Source organism: Pelagibacterium lacus, from assembly GCF_003345525.1.
Lineage (GTDB): Bacteria > Pseudomonadota > Alphaproteobacteria > Rhizobiales > Devosiaceae > Pelagibacterium > Pelagibacterium lacus.
This window is the reverse complement of the sequence record NZ_QQNH01000003.1, coordinates 156865-175378: the sequence shown is the minus strand read 5'-3', so window position 1 is coordinate 175378 and position 18514 is coordinate 156865. Positions and strand designations below refer to the sequence as shown.

At 66.6% G+C, this 18514-nt stretch carries 19 protein-coding genes; 3 read left to right on the top strand and 16 right to left on the bottom strand.

The annotated features are described in order from the left end of the window. Positions 1–7 precede the first annotated feature (7 nt). The 4 genes from DVH29_RS03820 to DVH29_RS03805 all read right to left on the bottom strand — a co-directional run bounded on the left by DVH29_RS03820 (position 8) and on the right by DVH29_RS03805 (position 4385). Complete coding sequence (locus DVH29_RS03820) at positions 8–820, bottom strand: substrate-binding periplasmic protein (protein ID WP_114644830.1); 813 nt, start codon at positions 818–820, stop codon at positions 8–10. A gap of 71 nt (positions 821–891) precedes the next feature. Next, positions 892–2658, bottom strand: a complete 1767-nt coding sequence (locus DVH29_RS03815) for a pyrroloquinoline quinone-dependent dehydrogenase (RefSeq protein WP_114644829.1) — start codon at positions 2656–2658, stop codon at positions 892–894. 72 nt (positions 2659–2730) lie between these two features. After that, positions 2731–3318 (bottom strand): c-type cytochrome, encoded by a 588-nt coding sequence (locus DVH29_RS03810; protein ID WP_114644828.1) that lies wholly within the window; start codon positions 3316–3318, stop codon positions 2731–2733. Positions 3319–3452: 134 nt separating this feature from the next. Then, positions 3453–4385: a dihydrodipicolinate synthase family protein gene (locus tag DVH29_RS03805; RefSeq protein ID WP_114644827.1), complete on the bottom strand. Its 933-nt coding sequence runs from the start codon at positions 4383–4385 to the stop codon at positions 3453–3455. An 86-nt stretch (positions 4386–4471) separates the two neighbouring features. Between DVH29_RS03805 and DVH29_RS03800 the strand changes: the two genes are divergently transcribed. Together DVH29_RS03800 and DVH29_RS03795 are read left to right on the top strand one after the other, a co-directional pair. Then, entirely contained in the window at positions 4472–6442 is a 1971-nt protein-coding gene (locus DVH29_RS03800) for an FG-GAP repeat domain-containing protein (protein ID WP_114644826.1), read from the top strand. Continuing rightward, complete coding sequence (locus DVH29_RS03795; protein ID WP_114644825.1) at positions 6436–7245, top strand: shikimate dehydrogenase family protein; 810 nt, start codon at positions 6436–6438, stop codon at positions 7243–7245. The genes DVH29_RS03800 and DVH29_RS03795 overlap by 7 nt, the downstream gene beginning before the upstream one ends. Positions 7246–7311: 66 nt before the next feature. Here the strand turns inward: DVH29_RS03795 and DVH29_RS03790 are convergent, their stop codons facing one another. From DVH29_RS03790 to DVH29_RS03735, 12 genes are all read right to left on the bottom strand, one after another. Next, complete coding sequence (locus DVH29_RS03790) at positions 7312–8142, bottom strand: shikimate dehydrogenase family protein (protein WP_114644824.1); 831 nt, start codon at positions 8140–8142, stop codon at positions 7312–7314. Beyond that, complete coding sequence (locus tag DVH29_RS03785) at positions 8139–8957, bottom strand: sugar phosphate isomerase/epimerase family protein (protein ID WP_114644823.1); 819 nt, start codon at positions 8955–8957, stop codon at positions 8139–8141. Before DVH29_RS03785 ends, DVH29_RS03790 begins: the two co-directional genes overlap by 4 nt. Before the next feature lie 14 nt (positions 8958–8971). Beyond that, positions 8972–9796, bottom strand: coding sequence for an ABC transporter ATP-binding protein (locus DVH29_RS03780; RefSeq protein WP_114644822.1), 825 nt, complete (start codon positions 9794–9796; stop codon positions 8972–8974). Positions 9797–9810: 14 nt separating this feature from the next. After that, positions 9811–10623 (bottom strand): ABC transporter permease, encoded by an 813-nt coding sequence (locus DVH29_RS03775; RefSeq protein WP_158541547.1) that lies wholly within the window; start codon positions 10621–10623, stop codon positions 9811–9813. Between the two features lie 83 nt (positions 10624–10706). Continuing rightward, positions 10707–11708, bottom strand: coding sequence for an ABC transporter substrate-binding protein (locus DVH29_RS03770; protein WP_114644873.1), 1002 nt, complete (start codon positions 11706–11708; stop codon positions 10707–10709). A 41-nt stretch (positions 11709–11749) separates the two neighbouring features. Beyond that, a complete protein-coding gene (locus DVH29_RS03765; protein WP_114644820.1) occupies positions 11750–12508 on the bottom strand; it encodes an ABC transporter permease in 759 nt (252 codons plus the stop codon). After that, entirely contained in the window at positions 12505–13329 is an 825-nt protein-coding gene (locus DVH29_RS03760; RefSeq protein ID WP_114644819.1) for an IclR family transcriptional regulator, read from the bottom strand. The genes DVH29_RS03765 and DVH29_RS03760 overlap by 4 nt, the downstream gene beginning before the upstream one ends. Before the next feature lie 123 nt (positions 13330–13452). After that, on the bottom strand, positions 13453–14841 hold the full coding sequence (locus DVH29_RS03755; protein WP_114644818.1) for an NAD(P)H-dependent flavin oxidoreductase: 1389 nt from the start codon (positions 14839–14841) through the stop codon (positions 13453–13455). Then, positions 14838–15206 (bottom strand): DUF488 domain-containing protein, encoded by a 369-nt coding sequence (locus DVH29_RS03750; protein WP_114644817.1) that lies wholly within the window; start codon positions 15204–15206, stop codon positions 14838–14840. The genes DVH29_RS03755 and DVH29_RS03750 overlap by 4 nt, the downstream gene beginning before the upstream one ends. A 78-nt stretch (positions 15207–15284) precedes the next feature. After that, the gene (locus tag DVH29_RS03745; protein ID WP_114644816.1) at positions 15285–15983 is read right to left on the bottom strand and encodes an MOSC domain-containing protein; all 699 of its coding nucleotides are present in this window, start codon (positions 15981–15983) and stop codon (positions 15285–15287) included. A gap of 10 nt (positions 15984–15993) precedes the next feature. After that, positions 15994–16389, bottom strand: a complete 396-nt coding sequence (locus DVH29_RS03740) for a YbaN family protein (RefSeq protein ID WP_199562515.1) — start codon at positions 16387–16389, stop codon at positions 15994–15996. A gap of 12 nt (positions 16390–16401) precedes the next feature. Next, positions 16402–17595: an NnrS family protein gene (locus DVH29_RS03735; RefSeq protein ID WP_114644871.1), complete on the bottom strand. Its 1194-nt coding sequence runs from the start codon at positions 17593–17595 to the stop codon at positions 16402–16404. Positions 17596–17789: 194 nt separating this feature from the next. Here DVH29_RS03735 and DVH29_RS03730 point away from each other — a divergent pair, with 194 nt between their 5' ends. Beyond that, complete coding sequence (locus tag DVH29_RS03730) at positions 17790–18479, top strand: NnrU family protein (RefSeq protein WP_199562514.1); 690 nt, start codon at positions 17790–17792, stop codon at positions 18477–18479. Positions 18480–18514: the final 35 nt, after the last annotated feature.

The following is an 18514-nucleotide window of genomic DNA, read 5'->3' as shown; positions in this document are numbered from 1 at the left end:
CGGCGCCTCAGTCGAGGCCGAGATCGCCGAGAATGGCGTCGAGCGTGCCGTCCGCGGCGAGCGCTCCGATGGCGGCATCCACTTCCGTGCGCAGAAAAGTGTCGTAGGACGAAATGAGCGCACCGACCTGGACCACGGCCTGGGGAACCGGATCGAGGGGGATGATCCGCAGATGGCTCGCCGCCGCGTTCTGCTCGGCGATGCGCACCCATGCGGGCTGCCAGAGCAGCATGCCCTCGAGGCTGCCGTCGAGGAGGCGCGTGGTCATCAGGTCGAAATCGGCATAGGGCAGGCGCCGCCAGCGCTCCTCGCGCGGGCGCTGCAGCATGGAGGTGATGAACACCCGCTCCCCGAGGCTCGCAACGGCGGTGCCGATGGTGCTGCCCAGCGGGATGTCGCCCAGCGATCGATAGTCCGGGTCGGCGACGACCAGGACGAAGGGCACCTGGGCATAGGGCCGGGTCATGGCCGCCCATTCGGGGAAGGGCGAATTGGGCTGTACGGCGATGCCCATGAACAGGTCGCAATCATTGTTGAGATGGATTTCCATCTCGGCGAGATAGCCATCGCCGTCGAGGGGGAAGCCGCGCAGGGCAGGGACGAAATCGACATCGAGGAACAGCGCGTCGCCGATCGCCTGCGCCACGGCCCGGTCCAGCGGCCCGCCGGGGCTGTCGTCATCGACGCAGGCGCGGATGCTGTCGCCCTGGGTGGGGCGGGTGGAATCGAGCAGTTGCGGGGGCAGCATCTGTCCCTGGGCCGGCATCGCGCCGCACGCCAGAGTGAGCCCCAGGACCAGGGCCGGTGCCAAACGTCTCATTTCCGCTCTCCTTAAAAAAGAAAGGAGCCCTTGGGCCCCTTTCCAGTTCTTGCTCAGGATCGAGCCGTCGCTCAGCTTGCCGAATTGGGCAGCTTGTAGACGAAGATCGAGTTGCCATTGCCCGAGGGCAGCGGGATTTCTGGGAAGGCCGAGGAGATCGACCCAGCGGCGGCGCTGAACCCGGTCGGGATGACCAGATACTGCTCGCCATCGAGCTCGAAGGTCATCGGCGAGCCGCCGATCGGCGCATTGAGGCGCTGCTGCCAGAGCACTTCGCCGGTTTCCTGATCCCAGGCCTTGACGTAGCGGCCGGCGTCGCCACCGATCACCAGTCCGCCGCCGGTGGTCAGCAGCGAGGAGGTCATCGACGGACGCTGGCGGACCTTCCAGCCGGCGTCTTCCGACTTGGTCACGCCAACCTGGATCGCCTCGACCAGACCGGCCTCGGTAATGCCTTCGGGCAGGATACGCGGACCGAAGCGCATGGCGCCGGTGGCATTACCGGCGGTGAACTCGGTCTGAGTCGCCGAAACCACGTTACAGGCTTCGGTCAGCGGCACGTAGAACTGCTGGGTCAGCGGGCTGTAGGCGCCGGCCTGCCAGAGCTTACCGCCCGAAACCGACGTACAGATCAGCACTTCCTCGCCCAGGGCGGAGAGCATCAGATCTTCGTTGGTGTGGACGGTGCCGTCATCATCGATGCTGGTGACCGAGTTCTGGTAGACGGTTTCCTGCGACCACAGATATTCGCCGGTGTCGCGATCCAGGGCAAAGAAGATGCCGTTCTTGCCCGGCACGGAGATCAGCAGGTGACGGGTCTCCCCATTCTCCTCCAGATCGACCAGCACGCGTTCGAACGGGCTGTCGAGGTCCCAGTCGTCGCGCGGCAGGTGCTGGAAGTACCACTTCAATTCGCCGGTGTCGGCGTCAAGCGCCAGGGTCGAGTTGGTGTAGAGCGCATCGCCGTCTTCCGACCCGCGGATGAGCGCGGCGTAAGGCGCGGGCATGCCGACACCCCAGAAAGTGGTGTTGGTGCGCGCGTCATAGGAGCCGGTCGCCCAGGGCGTACCGCCCCAGCGGTTTTCCGGCGGCACGTCGCCCCAGCTTGCCAGTTGCTCGGGATTGTTGGGATCGTCGAGGGTGTTGAAGCGCCAGAGTTCGTCGAGCGTCTCGAAATCGTGCGCCACCACATAGCAGCCGCCGGCGGTGCCCGAGATCGAGCAGCCCGAAATGGCCGAGATGATCTTGCCGTTCACGACGATCGGGCCAACCGTGTAGCTGTAGCCCACGGTGTAGTCGAAGGCCTGCACTTCGCGCAGCACCTTGCCGTCGGTGGCGTCGAGCACGATGATGCGCGCATCGACGGTGGTCAGAACCACGGTGTCCTCATAGAGGGCGATGGAGTTCTTCTGGCGGCGCGACTGATAGAGCTGGTAGCCCCATTCGGCCGGCACTTCGGCCAAAGCCGGGCGGTATTCCCAGATCAGGTCGCCGCTGCGGGCGTCGAGCGCCTGCACGATGTTGTTGTTGGTCTGCAGGAACAGCACGCCGTCATGCATCAGCGGCGCGGTTTCCTGGATGCCCACATCGGCCATCGGCCAGGCCCAGGCCAACTCGAGATCGCCAACCGTGTCGCGGTTGATCAGGTCGAGCGGGCTGTAGCCCTGGTTATCGGGGGTGCGGCGCCAGGACAGCCACTCGTTTTCGGGCGGGTTGAGAACCATCTCGTCGGTAACCGGCGTATAGTCCTCGCGAACCCCCTGCGCATTGGCCACGCTCACCAAGGCCGACGCACTGACCGTCAGGGCGAGGAGGGTCTTAAGGGTGAAACTGTTCATGGCTGTCTCCCAATTGCAACACAATGTGCCGAAGCCTCAGGCTCCGATCAGATTTTTAAAAGAAAGGCCCGTTCAATTGACGGTCGGAAGAGTCTGGCCCCAGGTATAGGCCTGCGGCACCGCAGGTTCTTGCGCTTCCGGCGCGGACGGCAGGATCGAAGGCAGCGTCTGGCCCCAGGTATAGGCCTGCGGCACGTCGGTCTCGACCGGAGCGGGCGCGCCGTCCGCGGCAGGCGCGGCGCCGGAGCCCGCAGTCACTTCAGCGAGCTTGATCGCGCTCAGCAGAGCGGGATCGGCGGTCAGCTCGGTGTCGCCGGCCACGGCACCATTGGCCTCGAGAATATAGGCCATGATGTTGACATAGACCTCTTCATCGAGGGCGCCGGGCGCCTGGGGCGGCATGGCGGCAGCGATATAGCTGTACATGCCCTGGGCGGTATCGAAATTCTGCATGACTTCCGTTCCGACCAGCGCCGGAGCGTTCGGCCCGAGCAGGGCGTCGCCATGACACATGGCGCATTGGGTGGCGTAGGACTGCTTGCCCGCCGCCGCCTGGGCTTCGGTGAACACATCGGCAGAGGCCGGTGCGACCCAAAGCCCAAAAAGGCCGGCCGCGGCCAGGACCGTTCTGGTGCCAAGATATTTCGATCGAATGGTCAAGCTTGTCTCCCTAAATGAAAACAACACGCCGATGGGCGACGCGGCTTTTTTTCTTATGCAATAAGGTCTCAAATCTACCGCTCCGAGACGACGGAAGCAAGCAAAGAGAGCCCGGCCAAAACTTCGTGATCGCTTCAGCCGCCGGCCTCTACGCGGGCCCGAAACCGCTCGGTTCCTTCATGGATATGGTCGAGAAGCACCCCTGCGGCCCAATGCCGCTCCTCCACATCATAGTCGACGACGCGGCTGGCCGGAGAATCGAAAGTGCCCAGTCTCTGGTGATAGAGCTTGGCCAGCTTGGGATAGCCCATGGATTCCCCCATGGCCGCGAGGGCCAGGAAGACCTTGAGTTCATGAATGAATTGGTCGTCACGGTCGCGGTTACGATAGAGCCATGCATAAAGGTCGGGATGGAAATTGGTGAACACACCGGAGAACCCGCGCGACCCGGCCCGCATGGCGTCAAAGGCGATGGCGGCATTGGCGTTGATGACGTTGAAGGGCGAACCCTCGGCGAGGCGGGCGCGGCGACGCACGGTATCGAGGTCGCAGGAGACGTCCTTGAGCACCACGAACCGGCCGGTGTCGCGGCAATAGGAAAACTCATCGTCGCTGAGCAGCCGGCGATAGGGGGCGGGGCATTCATAGAGCCCCAGCGGCAGGTCCGCAGGGAGCTTCGACAACAGGGTATCGAGGGCCGCGCGGAAGGCGTCGAAGCCGGCATTGTCGGGATCGAGCCGGTTGGTGACGAGGATCAGCGCGTCGATGCCGGTTTCGGCCATGGCCCGCAATTCGGCGATCTGGTCGTCGAGGGCGGGAGAAATATGCCCCGAGGCGATGACCGGCATGCCCTTGGGCGCCGCCTCGCGCACGCGCCGCGCCAGGTCGACCCGCTCGGGGAGGGTGAGCTTGAGCATCTCGCTCGACTGGCAGACCGCGAACAGCGCGTCGCTGCCCTTGTCGCCATACCAGGCGACCAGCCGGTCGAGGCCGGACCAGTCGATCGCGCCAGCCGCGGTCATCGGCGTCAGCATTACCGGGACGATGCCCTCGATTGCAGTGGTCATCTGGTCACCCGACCCTTTCCAAATCGCATTTTTATGATACGCTTTCGTTTCAGAATTCAATTCCAGAAATCTACAAGGAGGCGAGCTTGAGCGTCAAGCGGTGGGAAGACGATGCAAATGTGTGGACCGGGCCTTTTTACGGCGAGGCCGCCATCACCTATGACCCGAGCGTCGAGCGCGCCTTTGTGGACGGGCGAATCATCACCTGCGTCGACGTGCTCGACTGGGATGGGGATGGCGGTCGCGACCTGCTGCTATCGGCCTGGGACCCCTGCTATGACGGGCGGGTCTTCCTGCGCCGCGAGATCGGCCAGAACCCGGACGGCACGCCGGTCCTGGGAGCCCAGGAACTGATCGAGGGCGTAAGGGGCTATGTCACCGCCTATCGCGACGGCGACATCTTCCACCTCGTCTCCGCTTCCCGCATGCGCAAGCAGATCTACATCTTCCCCAATATCGGGGAGCCCGGCGCGCCGCGGTTCGGCGATCCGATCGCCCTCGACCTCGAGGCCGACTGGGTGAAGGGCAACGAATATTTCCACATGGCGCGCTTCGTCGACATCGACGGCGATGGCGAGCTCGAACTGGTGGTCGGCAGCGATTACTGGAACGATTACTGGCCCAACGGGCTGGAGTGGAACGACGAGGGCTATCGCGCCTATGACGATGCCGGGCGATGGCTGGGCGGACCGCTGCGCGGCTTTCTCTATGTCTTCAAGAATACCGGCACCCTCGCCGCGCCGGTCCTTTCGCGCGGCACCGCCATGCGGGCCGGGGAAAACCCGCTCGAAGTCTATGGCCAGCTCGGCCCGGCCTTCGGTGCCTTCGACGGCAAGACCACGTCCCTCATCGCCGGGGAGTTCTGGAACATATTGCACATCGCCCGCCAGGCCGAGGACGGGCATTTCCAGCCGCTCTCGCTGATCAAGGGGCCGGAGGGCGCGCCCCTGGAGCTCGACCAGTGCATCCACATGCCCTGCGTGGTGGACTGGAATGGCGACGGCCGGCTCGACATTCTCGTCGGCGCAGAGGATGGGTATGTCACTTATCTGCGCAATTGCGGCACCGGCGAGGACGGTCATCCGGTGTTCGAGAAGGTCGGCCGGGTCGAGACCAGCGCGCCGGTGATCCATGCGGGCGCCCTGCCCTCCCCGGCCGCCCATGATTTCTCCGGCCGCGGCCGATACGACCTCGTGGTGGGAAATTCGAGCGGCGAATTGATGTTCTTTCCCGCCATGGGGCCGCACGACACGCCCACGCTGGGCCGCGACAGCCTGCTGACCGCCGATGGCGCGCCCATCCGCATCGCGGCGGGGCTCCCCGGTTCCATCCAGGGGCCCTCGGAGATCATGTTCGGCTATAGCTGCCCCACCATCGCCGACTGGGATGGCGACGGCCATGCGGACCTGCTGGTCAGCGACGTGCTGGGGCATCACCGCTTCTACCGCAATCTCGGCGACGGCGCCTACCCGCCGAACTTCGCCGCCGCACAATTGCTCCATCATGGCGGCAAGCCGCTCAAGACCGTGTGGCGGGTACGCCCGGCCGTCGTCGACTGGACCGGTTCGGGGGCGCTGCATTACCTGTGCCTCGACGAGGAAGGCCGGCTCGCCGACTATCGGCGGGTGGGAGACACCGAGCTCGACGACAAGCGTTTCATCCGCTGGGAGACCGGCGAGATCATGAGTTTCACCGTCGATGTCGGCGGCGGACGGGGTCGCGCCAAGCTGTGCGTCTGCGATTGGGAGGGCACCGGGCGCAAGGATCTGATCTTCGGCACCCATGCCCGCGCCTCCGTGCCGCCGGGGCCCGAGGGGGCGCCGCGCAACACCACAAAGCAGGCGGGGCTCTTTTACTGCCGCAATGTGGGCACGCCGGAGGAACCGGTATTTTCCCTGCCCCGCGCCATGGCCTGGAAGGGCGAGACCATCGCCATGGCCATGCATGTGGCCTCGCCCGAGGCGGTGGACTGGGCCGGACGCGGCCAGCTCGACCTCGTGGTCGGGGTCGAGGACGGCAGCCTTGTCTGGCTCAAGCGCGAGGATTTGTCATGGTAGACGGCGTGGCGATCAGCGGCACGACGCGTCTGATGGGGCTGATCGGCGATCCCATCGCCCAGGTGCGTACGCCCACGGCCATCAACGCGATCTTCGCCAAGGCGGGGGCCGATATCGCCTGCGTGCCGCTGCATGTGCCGGCCGCAGACCTCGCGACCGTGTGGCAGGGGCTGAAAGCCATGCCCAATCTCATCGGCTTCGGCGTCACCCTGCCCCATAAGCAGGCGGCGCTTGCGCTGTGCGACAGCATCGACCCGCTGGCGGCGCGGGTCGGGGCGGTCAATCTGGTGCGGCGGGAGCGCGATGGCAGCTTCCGCGGCTATCAATTCGACGGCGTGGGCTTTGTCGGCGGGCTGAGGGCGAAGAATATCCCTCTCGAAGGCCGCGACGCGGTGATGGTGGGGGCCGGTGGCGCCGCCATGGCCATCGCCTTCGCTCTCCTCGAAGCGGGCATCGCAAGACTCACCATCGCCAACCGCACGCCATCCAAGGCCGAGGCGCTGGTCCAGGCCATCAACAGCGCCGCCGGCCGCAATTTTGCCGTGGCCGGCCCGGTGGTGCCGGAGCGCGGCGCCCTCGTCATCAACGCGACGGCTCTGGGCATGGCGGCGAGCGACCCGCTGCCCTTCCCTCCCGATGTGCTCGACGAGACGATGACGGTAGCCGAAGTGGTGGCCAAGCCCGAGATCACCGCGCTGCTCGAAGCGGCGAGGGCCCGTAACGCCCAGATTCATTCCGGGCTTGAAATGATCCATGGGCAGGTGGGGCTGACCGCCGAGCACTTCATGGCAATCTGGGCTTAGGTTCTCTGTTTTATCGCGTTTCCGAACCGGAAAACCGGTTCCACTTTTCCTGGAAACGCTTTGGCCTCAAGCGACGAGTGCCGTCCCGGCCGGCAGGCCGGCTGCGAAGCCGGCGATGATGGCGATCTGGGCGGTGAGCATGTCATGGCCGTCAGAGGTCGCGCAGCCCCGGCGCCGGGCGGCTTCGAGCAGCGGGGTGATCTTGCCCAGTGCCGCGATATCGGCGACCAGCATGCCCGGCTCCAGCGCCGCCTCGGGCACCGGGAAGCGGGCGTCGCCCTTGAGCCCGATCGGCGAGGCATTGACGATCACGTCATGGTCGAAGCGTCCGCCTTCGGCCGGGAATGCGATCTCCTGCCCGGCGGCGGCATTGGCGATGGCGGCGGTGTCGGCGATCGATTGCGGGCTGAGATCCATGAGATCGAGCCGGGCCACCCCCGCTGCGGCGAGCGCATGGGCAATAGCCCGCCCGGCGCCACCGGCCCCGACCATCAGCACGCGGGCATTGCGGAGCCTGTCGGCCGCATCGCCCAGCCCGGCAACGAAGCCGACCCCGTCGAACAGCGCGCCATGCAGACGCCCCTCGCCATCGCGCTGGATGGAATTGACCGCGCCCACCGCCTGGGCCGTATCGGTCAGCGTATCGCAGCGCTGTGCCGCCGCGATCTTGTGCGGCACGGTGACGCCGATCCCGGCAATATTGGGCAGGGCGGCCAAAGCGTCCCAGGTGGCCGGGAAGGCGGCGGCGGTCACGTGGAAGGGCACCGCGAAGAGATTGCGCCCGGCGGCGGCGAACAGGGGGTTGATCAGGGCCGGGGTCTGCACCTGGGCGATCGGGTCTCCGAACACCGCATAGATGCGCGAGCTCCCGTCGAGATTGGGAATGAGGTCGGTCATGCCGCGAGCGCTCCGCCAAAAATCGCCGCGCAGCGTGCGATGGAAAGATCGATCACCTCGGCCGCGCTGCGCCGCGCCCAGTCGTCGGAAAAGATCTCCACCTCGATGGGGCCGGCAAAGCCGGCGTCGCGGACCATCCGGGTCACCCCGGCAAGGTCGATCACCCCATCGCCCATCATGCCGCGGTCGCGCAGCAGATGCCGGGTGGGGACGAGCCAGTCATTGACGTGATAGCCGACAATGCGCCTGGCTTGCCCGGCGCGCGCGATCTCGGCGCCCAGCCTTTCGTCCCACCAGACGTGATGCACGTCGATGACGATGCCGACCCCCTCGCCCAGCGCATCGCACAGGGCATTGGCATGGGAGAGGCTGGCGAGGGTGGTGCGATCGCCGACCAGCATGGGATGGAGCGGTTCGAGGGCGAGCGTGATCCCCACATCGCGGGCCAGATCGAGCAGACTACCGATGACATCCTCGTGGCGGCGGCGGCAGGCGGCGAGATCGCGGTCTCCGGAGGCCAGCCCGCCGGTGAAAACCAGCACGTGATCGGCCCCGAAGCGCGCCGCCCGTTCGAGCTCGAAGCGGGCCCGGTCGAGAAATTGCGGCTCGAATGGGCCGACCCGGTTATAGCCCGACACCTTGAGGCCGGTTTCCTCGAGCGCCGCGCGGGCCGCCTTCTCTCCCACCTTGTCGATTTCCGAACCCCAGATGGAGACGGTATCGAGCCCGCGCTCGGCGCACAGGCGCGCAAAGGCCACCATGTCGGCGGTCTCGCGCACCGTGGCGTGATTGATGACGATCCTGCCCGCCGACACGATAACTCCCCGTCTCAAAACTTGTAGACGCCGAGCTTGGCGAAGATCGAATAGATCTTCTCGGCATAGGCGGAAAATTCGGGATATTCGCCCAGATGGGCCGGGCGCGGGCGCGGCAGGTCGATCTTGATCTCCTCGATGATCCGCCCCGGGCTGGTCGACATCACCAGCACCCGGTCCGAAAGGCCCACCGCCTCCTCGATGGAATGGGTGATGAAGAGGACCGTCTTGCGGGTTTCGAGCCACAGCATTTCCAGGTCGTGGCGGATCTGGGTGCGGGTGATGGCGTCGAGCGCGCCGAAGGGCTCGTCCATCAGCAGCATGGAGGGGTCGTGCACCAGGGCCCGGGCGATCGACACGCGCTGGCGCATGCCGCCGGAAAGCTGGCGGGGATATTTCTTCTGGGCGCCCTTGAGCCCCAGCCGGTCGAACAGCATGTCGGCGCGCTCGCGGATGACGGCCTTATCGAGACCGCGGATTTCCTGCTGCAACATGACATTGTCGAGCGCGGTGCGGAAATCGAGCAGCAGATGGTCCTGGAACACGATCCCCACCTCCGAAAGGGGCCTCGTGAGCGGCTTGCCGTCGACCTCGAGGGTTCCCGAACTCAGGGGCTCGAGCCCCGAGGCGAGCAGCAGCGTCGTGCTCTTGCCGCAGCCGGAGGGGCCGATCAGGCTGACGAACTCGCCGGGCTTGATATCGAGATCGATGGGACCAAGGGCATGGAAGGCGGCCGGGCCTTCGCCATAGGTCTTGGTGATGGCCTGTGCGGTGATGGAGGCTCCGGCGACGGAGGTCTGGCCGGTCGACAGGGCGCTTGTCATCGATACTTGGTTCATTGTGCTGAGCTTTCCTAGTGTCCGGCCCGCGACCAGGGCATCAGAACCCGTTCGGCCACGCTCATGGCGCCGTTGAAGAACAGGGCGACGATGGCGGCGGCCACCAGCCCGGCGAACATGAGAGAAATATCCATGAAGGCGGAGGCCTGCATGACCATGAATCCCAGTCCGCGATTGGATGCGATGAATTCGGCGACGATTACGCCCTCGACGGCCTTGACCACGCCGATCTTCATCCCGGAAAAGATATGCGGCATGGCGGCCGGCAGGCGGAACTTCCAGAAGCTCTGCCACTCATTGGCGCCCATGGTGCGCGAAATGTAGAACAGGCGCTTGTCGACGGCCTTGAAGCCGGACATGGCGTCGACCAGGATGGGGAAAAAGCACATCAGGAAGACGATGAGCGCCGCGACCAGCGGGCCGATCCCGAACCAGACGATCAGAATGGGCCCGATGACGGTCTTGGGCATGATGTTGAGAAAGACGATCACCGGATAGAGCCCGCGCTCCAGGGCGGGAATGGCGGCGATGGCCAGGGCGAGGGGAACGGCGATCAGCACGCCGAGCGCAAAGCCCTCGACGATGGTGATCGAGGTGGCGATGGCGTGGCCGCCGATCATCTGCCAGTCCGACACCAGCCGGCCGAGGAAGTTGGAGGGCTTGGGCACCAGCCAGAGCGGCACGTTGTAAAGCGTCGCCAGCCACTCCCACAGGCCGAGCAGCGCGGCGATGGCCAAAAGGCCGAGCACGGCCGAGCCCGCGAAGGACGAGCGGAGGCGGTCCAGCCTGTACCAGAGGGGGGAGCGTTCGGTTTGAGGGGTGCTCAAAGCCTGTTCCGACATGATTGCAGCCTATGATCTGTTTCGAGCGGGCGATGGCCCGCTCGATCTTGGCGCGGAGCCGTTGGCGCTCAATTGCAGAGAACGTCCGTTTCCGGGGTGTAATCGAGCGTATAGTAGTCGGCGACCGGCCGGTCGGCGGAGAGGTCCATGGCCGTGGTCATCACGTCATACATCTCGTCCCAGGTTTCCGCCGAGGTGTAGCCGATGATGTCGCCTTCCCCACCCGGGCAGACCGAGGCGAAGCTGTATTCGGCGGCCTGGAGCAGCGCTTCGCGCGAATGTTCGGTTTCGGGGAACATCTCCATCAGCGCCTCGACGGCGGCTTCGGGGTCCTGCATGGCTTCCTGCCAGCCCCTGGCCGTGGCCTCGAGGAAGCGGGAGAAGACCTCCGGACGCTCGGCCAGCTTGTCCTCGCGGCCGACGAGGCTGAGGCTCGCCAGCGGTACGCCATTGGTGTAGAAATACATGTTGTTGGCTTCGATGCCCTCGGCGGCCAGCGGCACGACGATGTTTTCCGGCGTCTGGGACACCGCGTCGACCTGACCCGAGGTCAGAAGGCCGATAAAGGCGTTTTCCGACGAGTTGGTGATCTCCACGTCGCCCTCGGCGATGCCATTGGCGCGCAGGAACACCGGAATCAGAGGCAGCATGGCCGAGCCGGGTGAAACGGCAAGGCGCTTGCCGATGAGGTCCTGGGGTCCCTCGATCCCCGAATCGGCCAGGGACTGGATGCCGAACTGGCCGGATTTCCAGATGGTCGAGATGATGCGGATCGGCGCACCCTGGGACGCCACGTTGAGCGCGGCGACCGCGTCGGCATAGCCCAGATCGACCTGACCCGTGGCGACGAGTTGGGCAGCGACGGCCGAGCCGCGCCCCTCGATCATCTCCACGTCGAGATCGTATTCGTCATAGATGCCCAGGCTCTCGGCCATGGCGAAGCCCAGATGGGCGGAGTCCGCCGTCCAGTTCATCTGGACGCTGACATGGTCCTGGGCGAGGGCCGCTCCCGGCAGCGCCGTCGCCATCAGCAGCGAGACGATAAGAGCCTTGGTTGAACATGCAGTCATGATATCCTCCTTGAAGTGAAGCTTTTTCTCCGCTTGCGCCGTCAGGCCTGTTTCCACGGCAGCAAGAGTCTTTCGGCCAGCGTCACGCAGGCGCTCAGCGCGACCCCGATCATCGAGCCGACGAACAGGATGGCGAACAGGAGCGGCGTGTTGGAGCTGTCCATGGCGCGCAGCACCAGATAGCCGAGCCCGGTCTGGGAATTGAGCCATTCGACGACGATCACCACGGTGACGGCGACGACGACGGTGATGCGGAAGCCCGAGAAGATGTAGGGCGCGGCGGTGGGCAGCTCGAATTTGGAGAAGGTCTGCCACCAGGAGGCGCCCATGGAGCGGCTGAGATAATATTGCCGCTTGTCGATGGAGCGAAAGCCGGTGACCGCATCGACCAGCACGGGAAAGAAGGTGATCAGCGCGGTGAGCAGGATTTTCGGGAAGTCGGAAAAGCCGAACCACACCAGCAGCAGCGGCGCCAGGGTGATCTTGGGCAGGCCCTGGATGAACACCACCACCGGATAAAGGATCTGCTCGGCCAGACGGAAACGCGCGATGAGATAGGCGAGGATCAGCCCCGGAACCGCACCGGCCACAAAGCCGATAAGGATCATCTGGGTGGTCGCCCAGCCATGCTGGGCCAGCCTTTGATAGTCGACCACCATCTGGGTGAGAAACTGGCTCGGCGCGGGCAGGATGAAGGTCGGCACGGCGAAGCCCCGCACCAGGATTTCCCAGACCACAAGAAGGCCGACGAACCAGAGGGCCGGCTCGGCCACCCGCCGAAGCATCGATATTTGCGTCATGATACGGCCTCTACGGCAGCAGAATGATTGAGACGGCCGCGCTGGCGGCTGCGCAGCGGCCAGATGCCGGCGATTTCCCGCGCCGCCTCGTGCAGCGCCTCGGCCAGTTCGCCGAACCGTTCGGGCGGGATGCGCACGGTGGGGCCGGCCACGCTGATCGTGCCGGCCACCGCCGCCCCCGGCGCGGTGCTGGAGAAGAACGGCACGGCGATGGCCGCGGTGCCGGCCTCGGCCTCCTCGAGCGAGATGCCGTAGCCGCGCTGGCGGGTCTCGGTGAGCTTCTGGCGGAACTCGTCGATGGTCGAGGCGCTTTTGGGGCCCAGCTCGCGCTTGGCGGAAAAGCCCCTTGCATAGACGATGCGCAAGGCTTCTTCTTCGGGCAGGGTCGAAAGCCAGGCCTTGCCGTTGGCGGTGGCGTGGAGGACGATTTCCTGACCCATGTCGGGGTCGTAGCGCAGGCCGGTCACCGCACCCTGGGCCCGCGCCACCCATACAAGATCCTCGCCCTCGACAATAGCCAGGCGGCAATATTCCCGGGTGCGGCGGGCCAGTTTCTGCAATACGGCGCTCACCACATCGGGCACCGCGCGGGCATCGAGATTGCGGAAGGCGAGCGTCGCCATGCGGAGCGAGAGCGCATAGCGCTGGCTGTGCGGGTCCTGCACCACCCAGCCCTGGGCGATCAGCGTGGTCATCAGCCGGTGCAGCGCACTGGCCGGCATGTCGAGTCGCGCGGCCAGATCGGTCAATTCAACCGATTCCGCCTCTCCGGCCAAAGCCTCTAGCACGTTCAAGCACCGGGCAACTGCGGCAACTGTCATCTGGGCTCTCCTTGGCCGGGACGTTACGATATTTGTTTCTCAATTGGAATAGCATTCCAAATTATTCACAGCGCGGCCGACCGCGCCAACCGGAAATGGCATCCGAAGACGGAGCAAAAACCCTCAAACGACAGGAATCGCCCTGGTTTCCAGCGCCTGCGCCAGCGCCAGCAATCGCCGCCGGCCCGCGGTCTCCGGCAAGCGCGGCAGGACGGCGCGCACCCGGGCGGCAATGGCGGCCGGCAGGGCCTCTGGCGCCACGCCACTTTCGGGCGCGGGCCGACCAGGCGATCCGGAGGCAAATGGCCGCAGGGCGAGGATATGGCGGGCATAGAGCGGATCGGCCCCTTCGAAGGGCGGCTGATTTGGTCCGTCGCCCCGCCGCTCCAGCGCGGCGATCAGCCCCTGCGACAGGAGCGCGAGGATGGCGTCCATTTCGGCCGCTGTCTCGGCGTCGTCAAGGAGGCCCATATAGGCGCCGCCCATTTCCCCGGCATAACAGGTCGGGGAGGCGGAGACTGCGTGTTCGGGGTCGCCGTCCTCATCCAGGAGGGCGTCGGCCCCAGCGAGGATGTCGGCAATAATGGCGGCGGCAGGCCGGATGGCAGTGACAGCGCCGACACCGGTGCCGGCATAGAGCGCCATGGCCTCGAAATCCCCGCTCATGGAGCGCAGGGGGGAATCGGTGGAGAACAGGTAGATCGGCCGCCCCTCCTCCTCGCCGATCACTTCCGAGGCGCCGCGCGGGTCGCCGCGCTCTCCCCGGGTCACCGCGCTCGCCAGCACCCGCACCATGGCGCCGTCGGGCCAGTTGACGTGGAAAGCGTCGGTGAGGAGCGTATCCTCGGGCCGGGCGGCAATCAGCCTTTGGCGGTGATGGTCATGGGCAAAGGATTCTCTCGCGGCGATCAGCGCGGTGCCGAGAACGATGCCGTTCGCGCCGAGGGCCCGGGCGGTGACGAGATCGGTCCCGGTGGCCAGCCCCCCAGCCGCCAGCACCGGCACGGCGACCGCGCGGCAGACCGCAGGCAACAAGCGGCGCAAGGGAGTGGTGCCGCGCACATGCCCGCCTGCCTCGCACCCCTGGGCGATGATCGCCTGCGCCCCGGCCTCCACCGCCTCGCGCGCTTCCTCGGGCGATCCCACCTGATGCACCACGGTGACCCCCGCCGCGCGCAGGCGCCGCACCACAGGGGCGTCGACGGCCCAGAACAGCATGGCGGCGGGAACGCCGAGATCGATGATGGCGTCGACCTGCCGCTCCAGCAGGTTCTTGTCGGTCGCGGCGGGGATGAGGTTGACCCCGAAGTTCCGATGGCCCCGCGCGCGCAGCGCCTCCACCTCGCTCCGGATCAGGCCGACGGGCTCGCGCACCATGCCCAGAAAGCCGAAGCCGCCGGCTTCGGTGACCGCCGCGACCAGATCCGAGCGCGCCACCCCGCCCATCCCGGCCAGCACGATGGGGTGGCGGCAGCCCAGCAACGCCTCGACACGCCCCTCCTCCCGGCTCATTTATGGCTCCTCTGCCGCTCCGCCAGATATTCGGCGAGCACCCGGGCCTGATTGTGCGTCTCGTCGCGGGCGGAATAGACCAGCGTCAGCTTGCCCTTTTTGGCCAGCGCCGCCAGCTTCTCGACATCCGGATTGTCCGACAGTTCCTTTCGGTAGCGGCGGCGGAACTCGGGAAAACGTTCGGGATCGTGGTTGAACCATTTGCGCAGTTCGGTGCTGGGGGCCACGTCCTTCAGCCATTCGTCGAGCGCAGCATCGTCCTTATGCAGCCCGCGCGGCCAGAGCCGGTCGACCAGCACCCGGTAGCCGTCCTCCTTGTCGGCCGGCTCATAGGCCCGCTTGATCGCTGGGGAATTCCCGGTCATTGGCGTTCGCGCCTTCGCGCGCCTCACATCTCTTTGTGTTATCCACCCGCGGGCCCGATGGGGCAAGGCCCATCGCCATCATTTGCGCCCGTCGAGCCGCGCGGACCAGTCCTCCACCCGGCCGCTGTGCAGCCGTTTCGCCGCGCGGGCCCGCCACCCCTCGGACAAGACCGCAAGGTCGGCCATGCCGCGCAGCGCCTCGCGGTCGAGGCGGTCGACATAGAAGACGTGCCAGAGCCGGTGGAGGGTCCAGTCCGGCGCCACGCGGTCGACAAGGGTCAACCGGTCGCACGGCGTAACGGTGCCGGGTTCGAGCACGCGGTAATACCAGCCCGTGCGCCCGGTCCGTTGCACCCGCCGCGCCATGTCGGGCTGACCGAAACGCAGATTGAGCTTCCAGCAGGGCTGTCGTCCCTGCGACACCTGCAGCAGCGACGTGCCAAGGCGGAACACGTCACCCACCGCGACCATATCCTCGGTCAGCCCGTCAGCGGAGATGTTCTCCCCGAACGCTCCGGCGGTGGCGAGCACCGGGCGCAGGCCCAGTTCGCTCCGCCAGTAAGGATAATGATCGGCGGCATAATGGTGCACGGCCTTTTCGGGCCCGCCATGCACCTTGCGGTCGCCCTGCTCGTCGCCGTCGAAGCCCTCGCGCCCCAGATGCAGCGGGCCGGCCGACGGCCGTTTGTCGATGCCGCTCACCTCCGTGCTGCCGGCGAGCGGAACGGCCCGCCCGACAAGTAGCGTGGTCGCCGTCGTGAAGCCCGCCGCCAGCATCGCAGCGCTCCTATGGGTTGGCGGGATTGCCCGCGCCCCGGTCCCGGCGGGTGGGGGCCGGGCGGGACAGGATGAAGGCCGCCGCGCTGGCCAGCACCAGGGCCTGGATCAGCAGGACATGCAGGGGCAGCGCCAGCGCCACGGTGATGGCGATGGCGAGCGCCATGCTGGCCAGCGCCATGGTCTTGGCCCCCGGGCCGATGGCACCCTCGGCCTGCCAATCGCGGATCAGCGGGCCGAACGTCCGGTGGCCGAGCAGCCAGGCATGCAGCCGCGCCGAACTGCGAGCAAAGCACAGCGCCGCCAGCAGGAGGAAGGGCGTGGTCGGCAGGATGGGCACCGCCATGCCGACCAGGCCGATGCCCACGCAGAGCAATCCGAGGATGAGGAAGACGAGACGCAGCATGGACACGCTTTTCTAGTTGGAAGCCCTCACGCGGGGCGAGAGCAGGACCGGGGCATAGACCCAGGTGAAGGCGGAAAAGGCCAGCACCCACAGGATGCCGCTCGCCGCGAGCATCGTCATATGGTGCTGCGGCGCGAGATCGACCAGGGGCCGCGCGATGGCGGCGGCAAAGACGAGGATATAGGCGAGGACCGTCAGGCGGCTGGCCCGTATGGGACGGCCGGTGTGCCCCAGCGCCGCGCGGGACATGACCGCCAGCGTCATGCCGCCGATGGCGCCGATCAGCATGAGGTGGATCGCCGCCTCATAGCCGAGCCAGCCCATGGCCGAGGCCGCGACGAGGGCGAGGCCGGCCACCAGCATCAGATAGGCGACGTGCAGCACGGCGACGATAGGTTCGGCGAGGCAGGCATATCCACGCCAGCGGACCAGCCGCACGGCATGGATCAGCGCCGCGGCGGCGCAGAGGACGGCCGTTACGGGCCCCTCGGGCCAGACCGTCCAGGCGAGGAGGCCGATGGCGGCCATGAGGATGGCGGCCTGATCGAGACGGCCGAAGGCTGCGGGCAGGTTCTTGCTCCCCTGGCGCGCCAGCCAGTTGCGCGTGAAGCTGGGGATGATGCGCCCGCCGACCAGCATGATCAGCACCACCCAGGCGCCGATGGCGAGACGCAGCGGCGCGGCCGGCACCCCGCCCCCGGCCAAATGCACATGAAACCAGATATCGGCACCGGCAAGGGCAAGGATGGCCCCGAGGATCTTGAGGTTCTTCCAGTTGCGGCCGGCGACGATCTCGCGCAGGGCGATGAGGGCCAGGGCCGGCAGGAAGGCGGCCTCGACGATGAGGGAAACGCCGGCGCCCAGAAGATCGGGCACGAGAAAGACCAGGCGGCCGGCCAGCCAGATCAGCACCAGGACCAGAAGCGGCGGCCCGGAGACCGGCAATCGGCCGGTCCAGTTGGGGATGGCGGTCAGCATGAAGCCGGCCAGGACGGCGCTGGTATAGCCGAACACCATTTCATGGGCATGCCAATGGACCGCGCCCAGGCTGCCGCCGATGGCGAGGCCATAGGTCAGCGCGGCGATCCAGAGGGCCATGGCGGCGATCGCCCATAGGCCGGCCGCGAGGAAGAACGGCCGGAAGCCATAGGAGAGGATGGCCGGCCCCGTTTGCGCCACGCCGCGGGGGATGCCGCCGCTCGCCATGCGCTGGAAAAAGAGTTTCACCACGCCACTCGTTCGATCGTGCCCTTGCTGGCCTATAGGATGTGCCTCTCCACGATCGGGCGCAAGGTGCGCGCATGGACATCGTGTCGCAGCGCCCGTTAGCTCTGGATCGAACCCCGGGCCCCGCATAGGCTCAGCGGCAAGCCCGCCCGGCAATGGAAGAATGACTGACCATGTTGCATCTCGCCCTGGCGCTTGCGGTGTTCCTGATCCTCCATCTCATCCCGGTGATCCCCGGCATGCGCGACAGGATGATCGAGCGGCTGGGCCGACCGGGCTATATCGCCCTCCATTCGGTCCTTTCGACCCTTACCCTCATCTGGCTGATCCTCGCGACGCTCTGGGCGCCGGTGGTGGTCCTGTGGCCGATGGCGGGCTGGCAGGCCTGGGTGACGATCGGGCTGATGCCGGTGGCGCTGTTCCTGCTGGTGGCCGGCCTCATCTCGCCCAATCCACTCTCGCTCAGCCTGCGGCCGGGCGCAACGGACACGCGCAGCGGCATTGCCCGCATCACGCGGCATCCGGTGTTCTGGGGGGCGCTGCTCTGGGCCCTTTCGCACATTCCGCCCAATGGCGATCTGCGGTCGGTGCTGCTGTTCGGGAGCATGGCGGCGCTTGCGGCGGCGGGATTTGCGCTGGGGGACCGGCGGGCCCGGCGCAAGCTGGGCGCGCGCTGGGACGCTCTCGCCGCGACCAGTTCGGTGATCCCCTTCCTCGCCATGGCGCAGGGGCGCACGCGTTTGCGGATCGACCTGCCGATGGTGATCGCCGCGCTTCTGGCCGCCGGGCTCAGCGCCTGGCTGCTCCATGGCGGCCATGCAGCCCTGTTCGGCGTCGATCCACTAACCTCCACCGGCTTTTAGAAGGAAAGGCCCGCAAAGCGGGCCTTTCTCATGGG

Excerpts from the sequence above, each read along its gene's own strand:
- DVH29_RS03820 (WP_114644830.1), bottom strand. The coding sequence starts at position 820 with ATGAGACGTTTGGCACCGGCCCTGGTCCTGGGGCTCACTCTGGCGTGC.
- DVH29_RS03815 (WP_114644829.1), bottom strand. The coding sequence starts at position 2,658 with ATGAACAGTTTCACCCTTAAGACCCTCCTCGCCCTGACGGTCAGTGCG.
- DVH29_RS03805 (WP_114644827.1), bottom strand. The coding sequence starts at position 4,385 with ATGACCACTGCAATCGAGGGCATCGTCCCGGTAATGCTGACGCCGATG.
- DVH29_RS03795 (WP_114644825.1), top strand. The coding sequence starts at position 6,436 with ATGGTAGACGGCGTGGCGATCAGCGGCACGACGCGTCTGATGGGGCTG.
- DVH29_RS03790 (WP_114644824.1), bottom strand. The coding sequence starts at position 8,142 with ATGACCGACCTCATTCCCAATCTCGACGGGAGCTCGCGCATCTATGCG.
- DVH29_RS03780 (WP_114644822.1), bottom strand. The coding sequence starts at position 9,796 with ATGAACCAAGTATCGATGACAAGCGCCCTGTCGACCGGCCAGACCTCC.
- DVH29_RS03770 (WP_114644873.1), bottom strand. The coding sequence starts at position 11,708 with ATGACTGCATGTTCAACCAAGGCTCTTATCGTCTCGCTGCTGATGGCG.
- DVH29_RS03765 (WP_114644820.1), bottom strand. The coding sequence starts at position 12,508 with ATGACGCAAATATCGATGCTTCGGCGGGTGGCCGAGCCGGCCCTCTGG.
- DVH29_RS03760 (WP_114644819.1), bottom strand. The coding sequence starts at position 13,329 with ATGACAGTTGCCGCAGTTGCCCGGTGCTTGAACGTGCTAGAGGCTTTG.
- DVH29_RS03755 (WP_114644818.1), bottom strand. The coding sequence starts at position 14,841 with ATGAGCCGGGAGGAGGGGCGTGTCGAGGCGTTGCTGGGCTGCCGCCAC.
- DVH29_RS03750 (WP_114644817.1), bottom strand. The coding sequence starts at position 15,206 with ATGACCGGGAATTCCCCAGCGATCAAGCGGGCCTATGAGCCGGCCGAC.
- DVH29_RS03745 (WP_114644816.1), bottom strand. The coding sequence starts at position 15,983 with ATGCTGGCGGCGGGCTTCACGACGGCGACCACGCTACTTGTCGGGCGG.
- DVH29_RS03740 (WP_199562515.1), bottom strand. The coding sequence starts at position 16,389 with ATGCTGCGTCTCGTCTTCCTCATCCTCGGATTGCTCTGCGTGGGCATC.
- DVH29_RS03735 (WP_114644871.1), bottom strand. The coding sequence starts at position 17,595 with ATGGCGAGCGGCGGCATCCCCCGCGGCGTGGCGCAAACGGGGCCGGCC.
- DVH29_RS03730 (WP_199562514.1), top strand. The coding sequence starts at position 17,790 with ATGTTGCATCTCGCCCTGGCGCTTGCGGTGTTCCTGATCCTCCATCTC.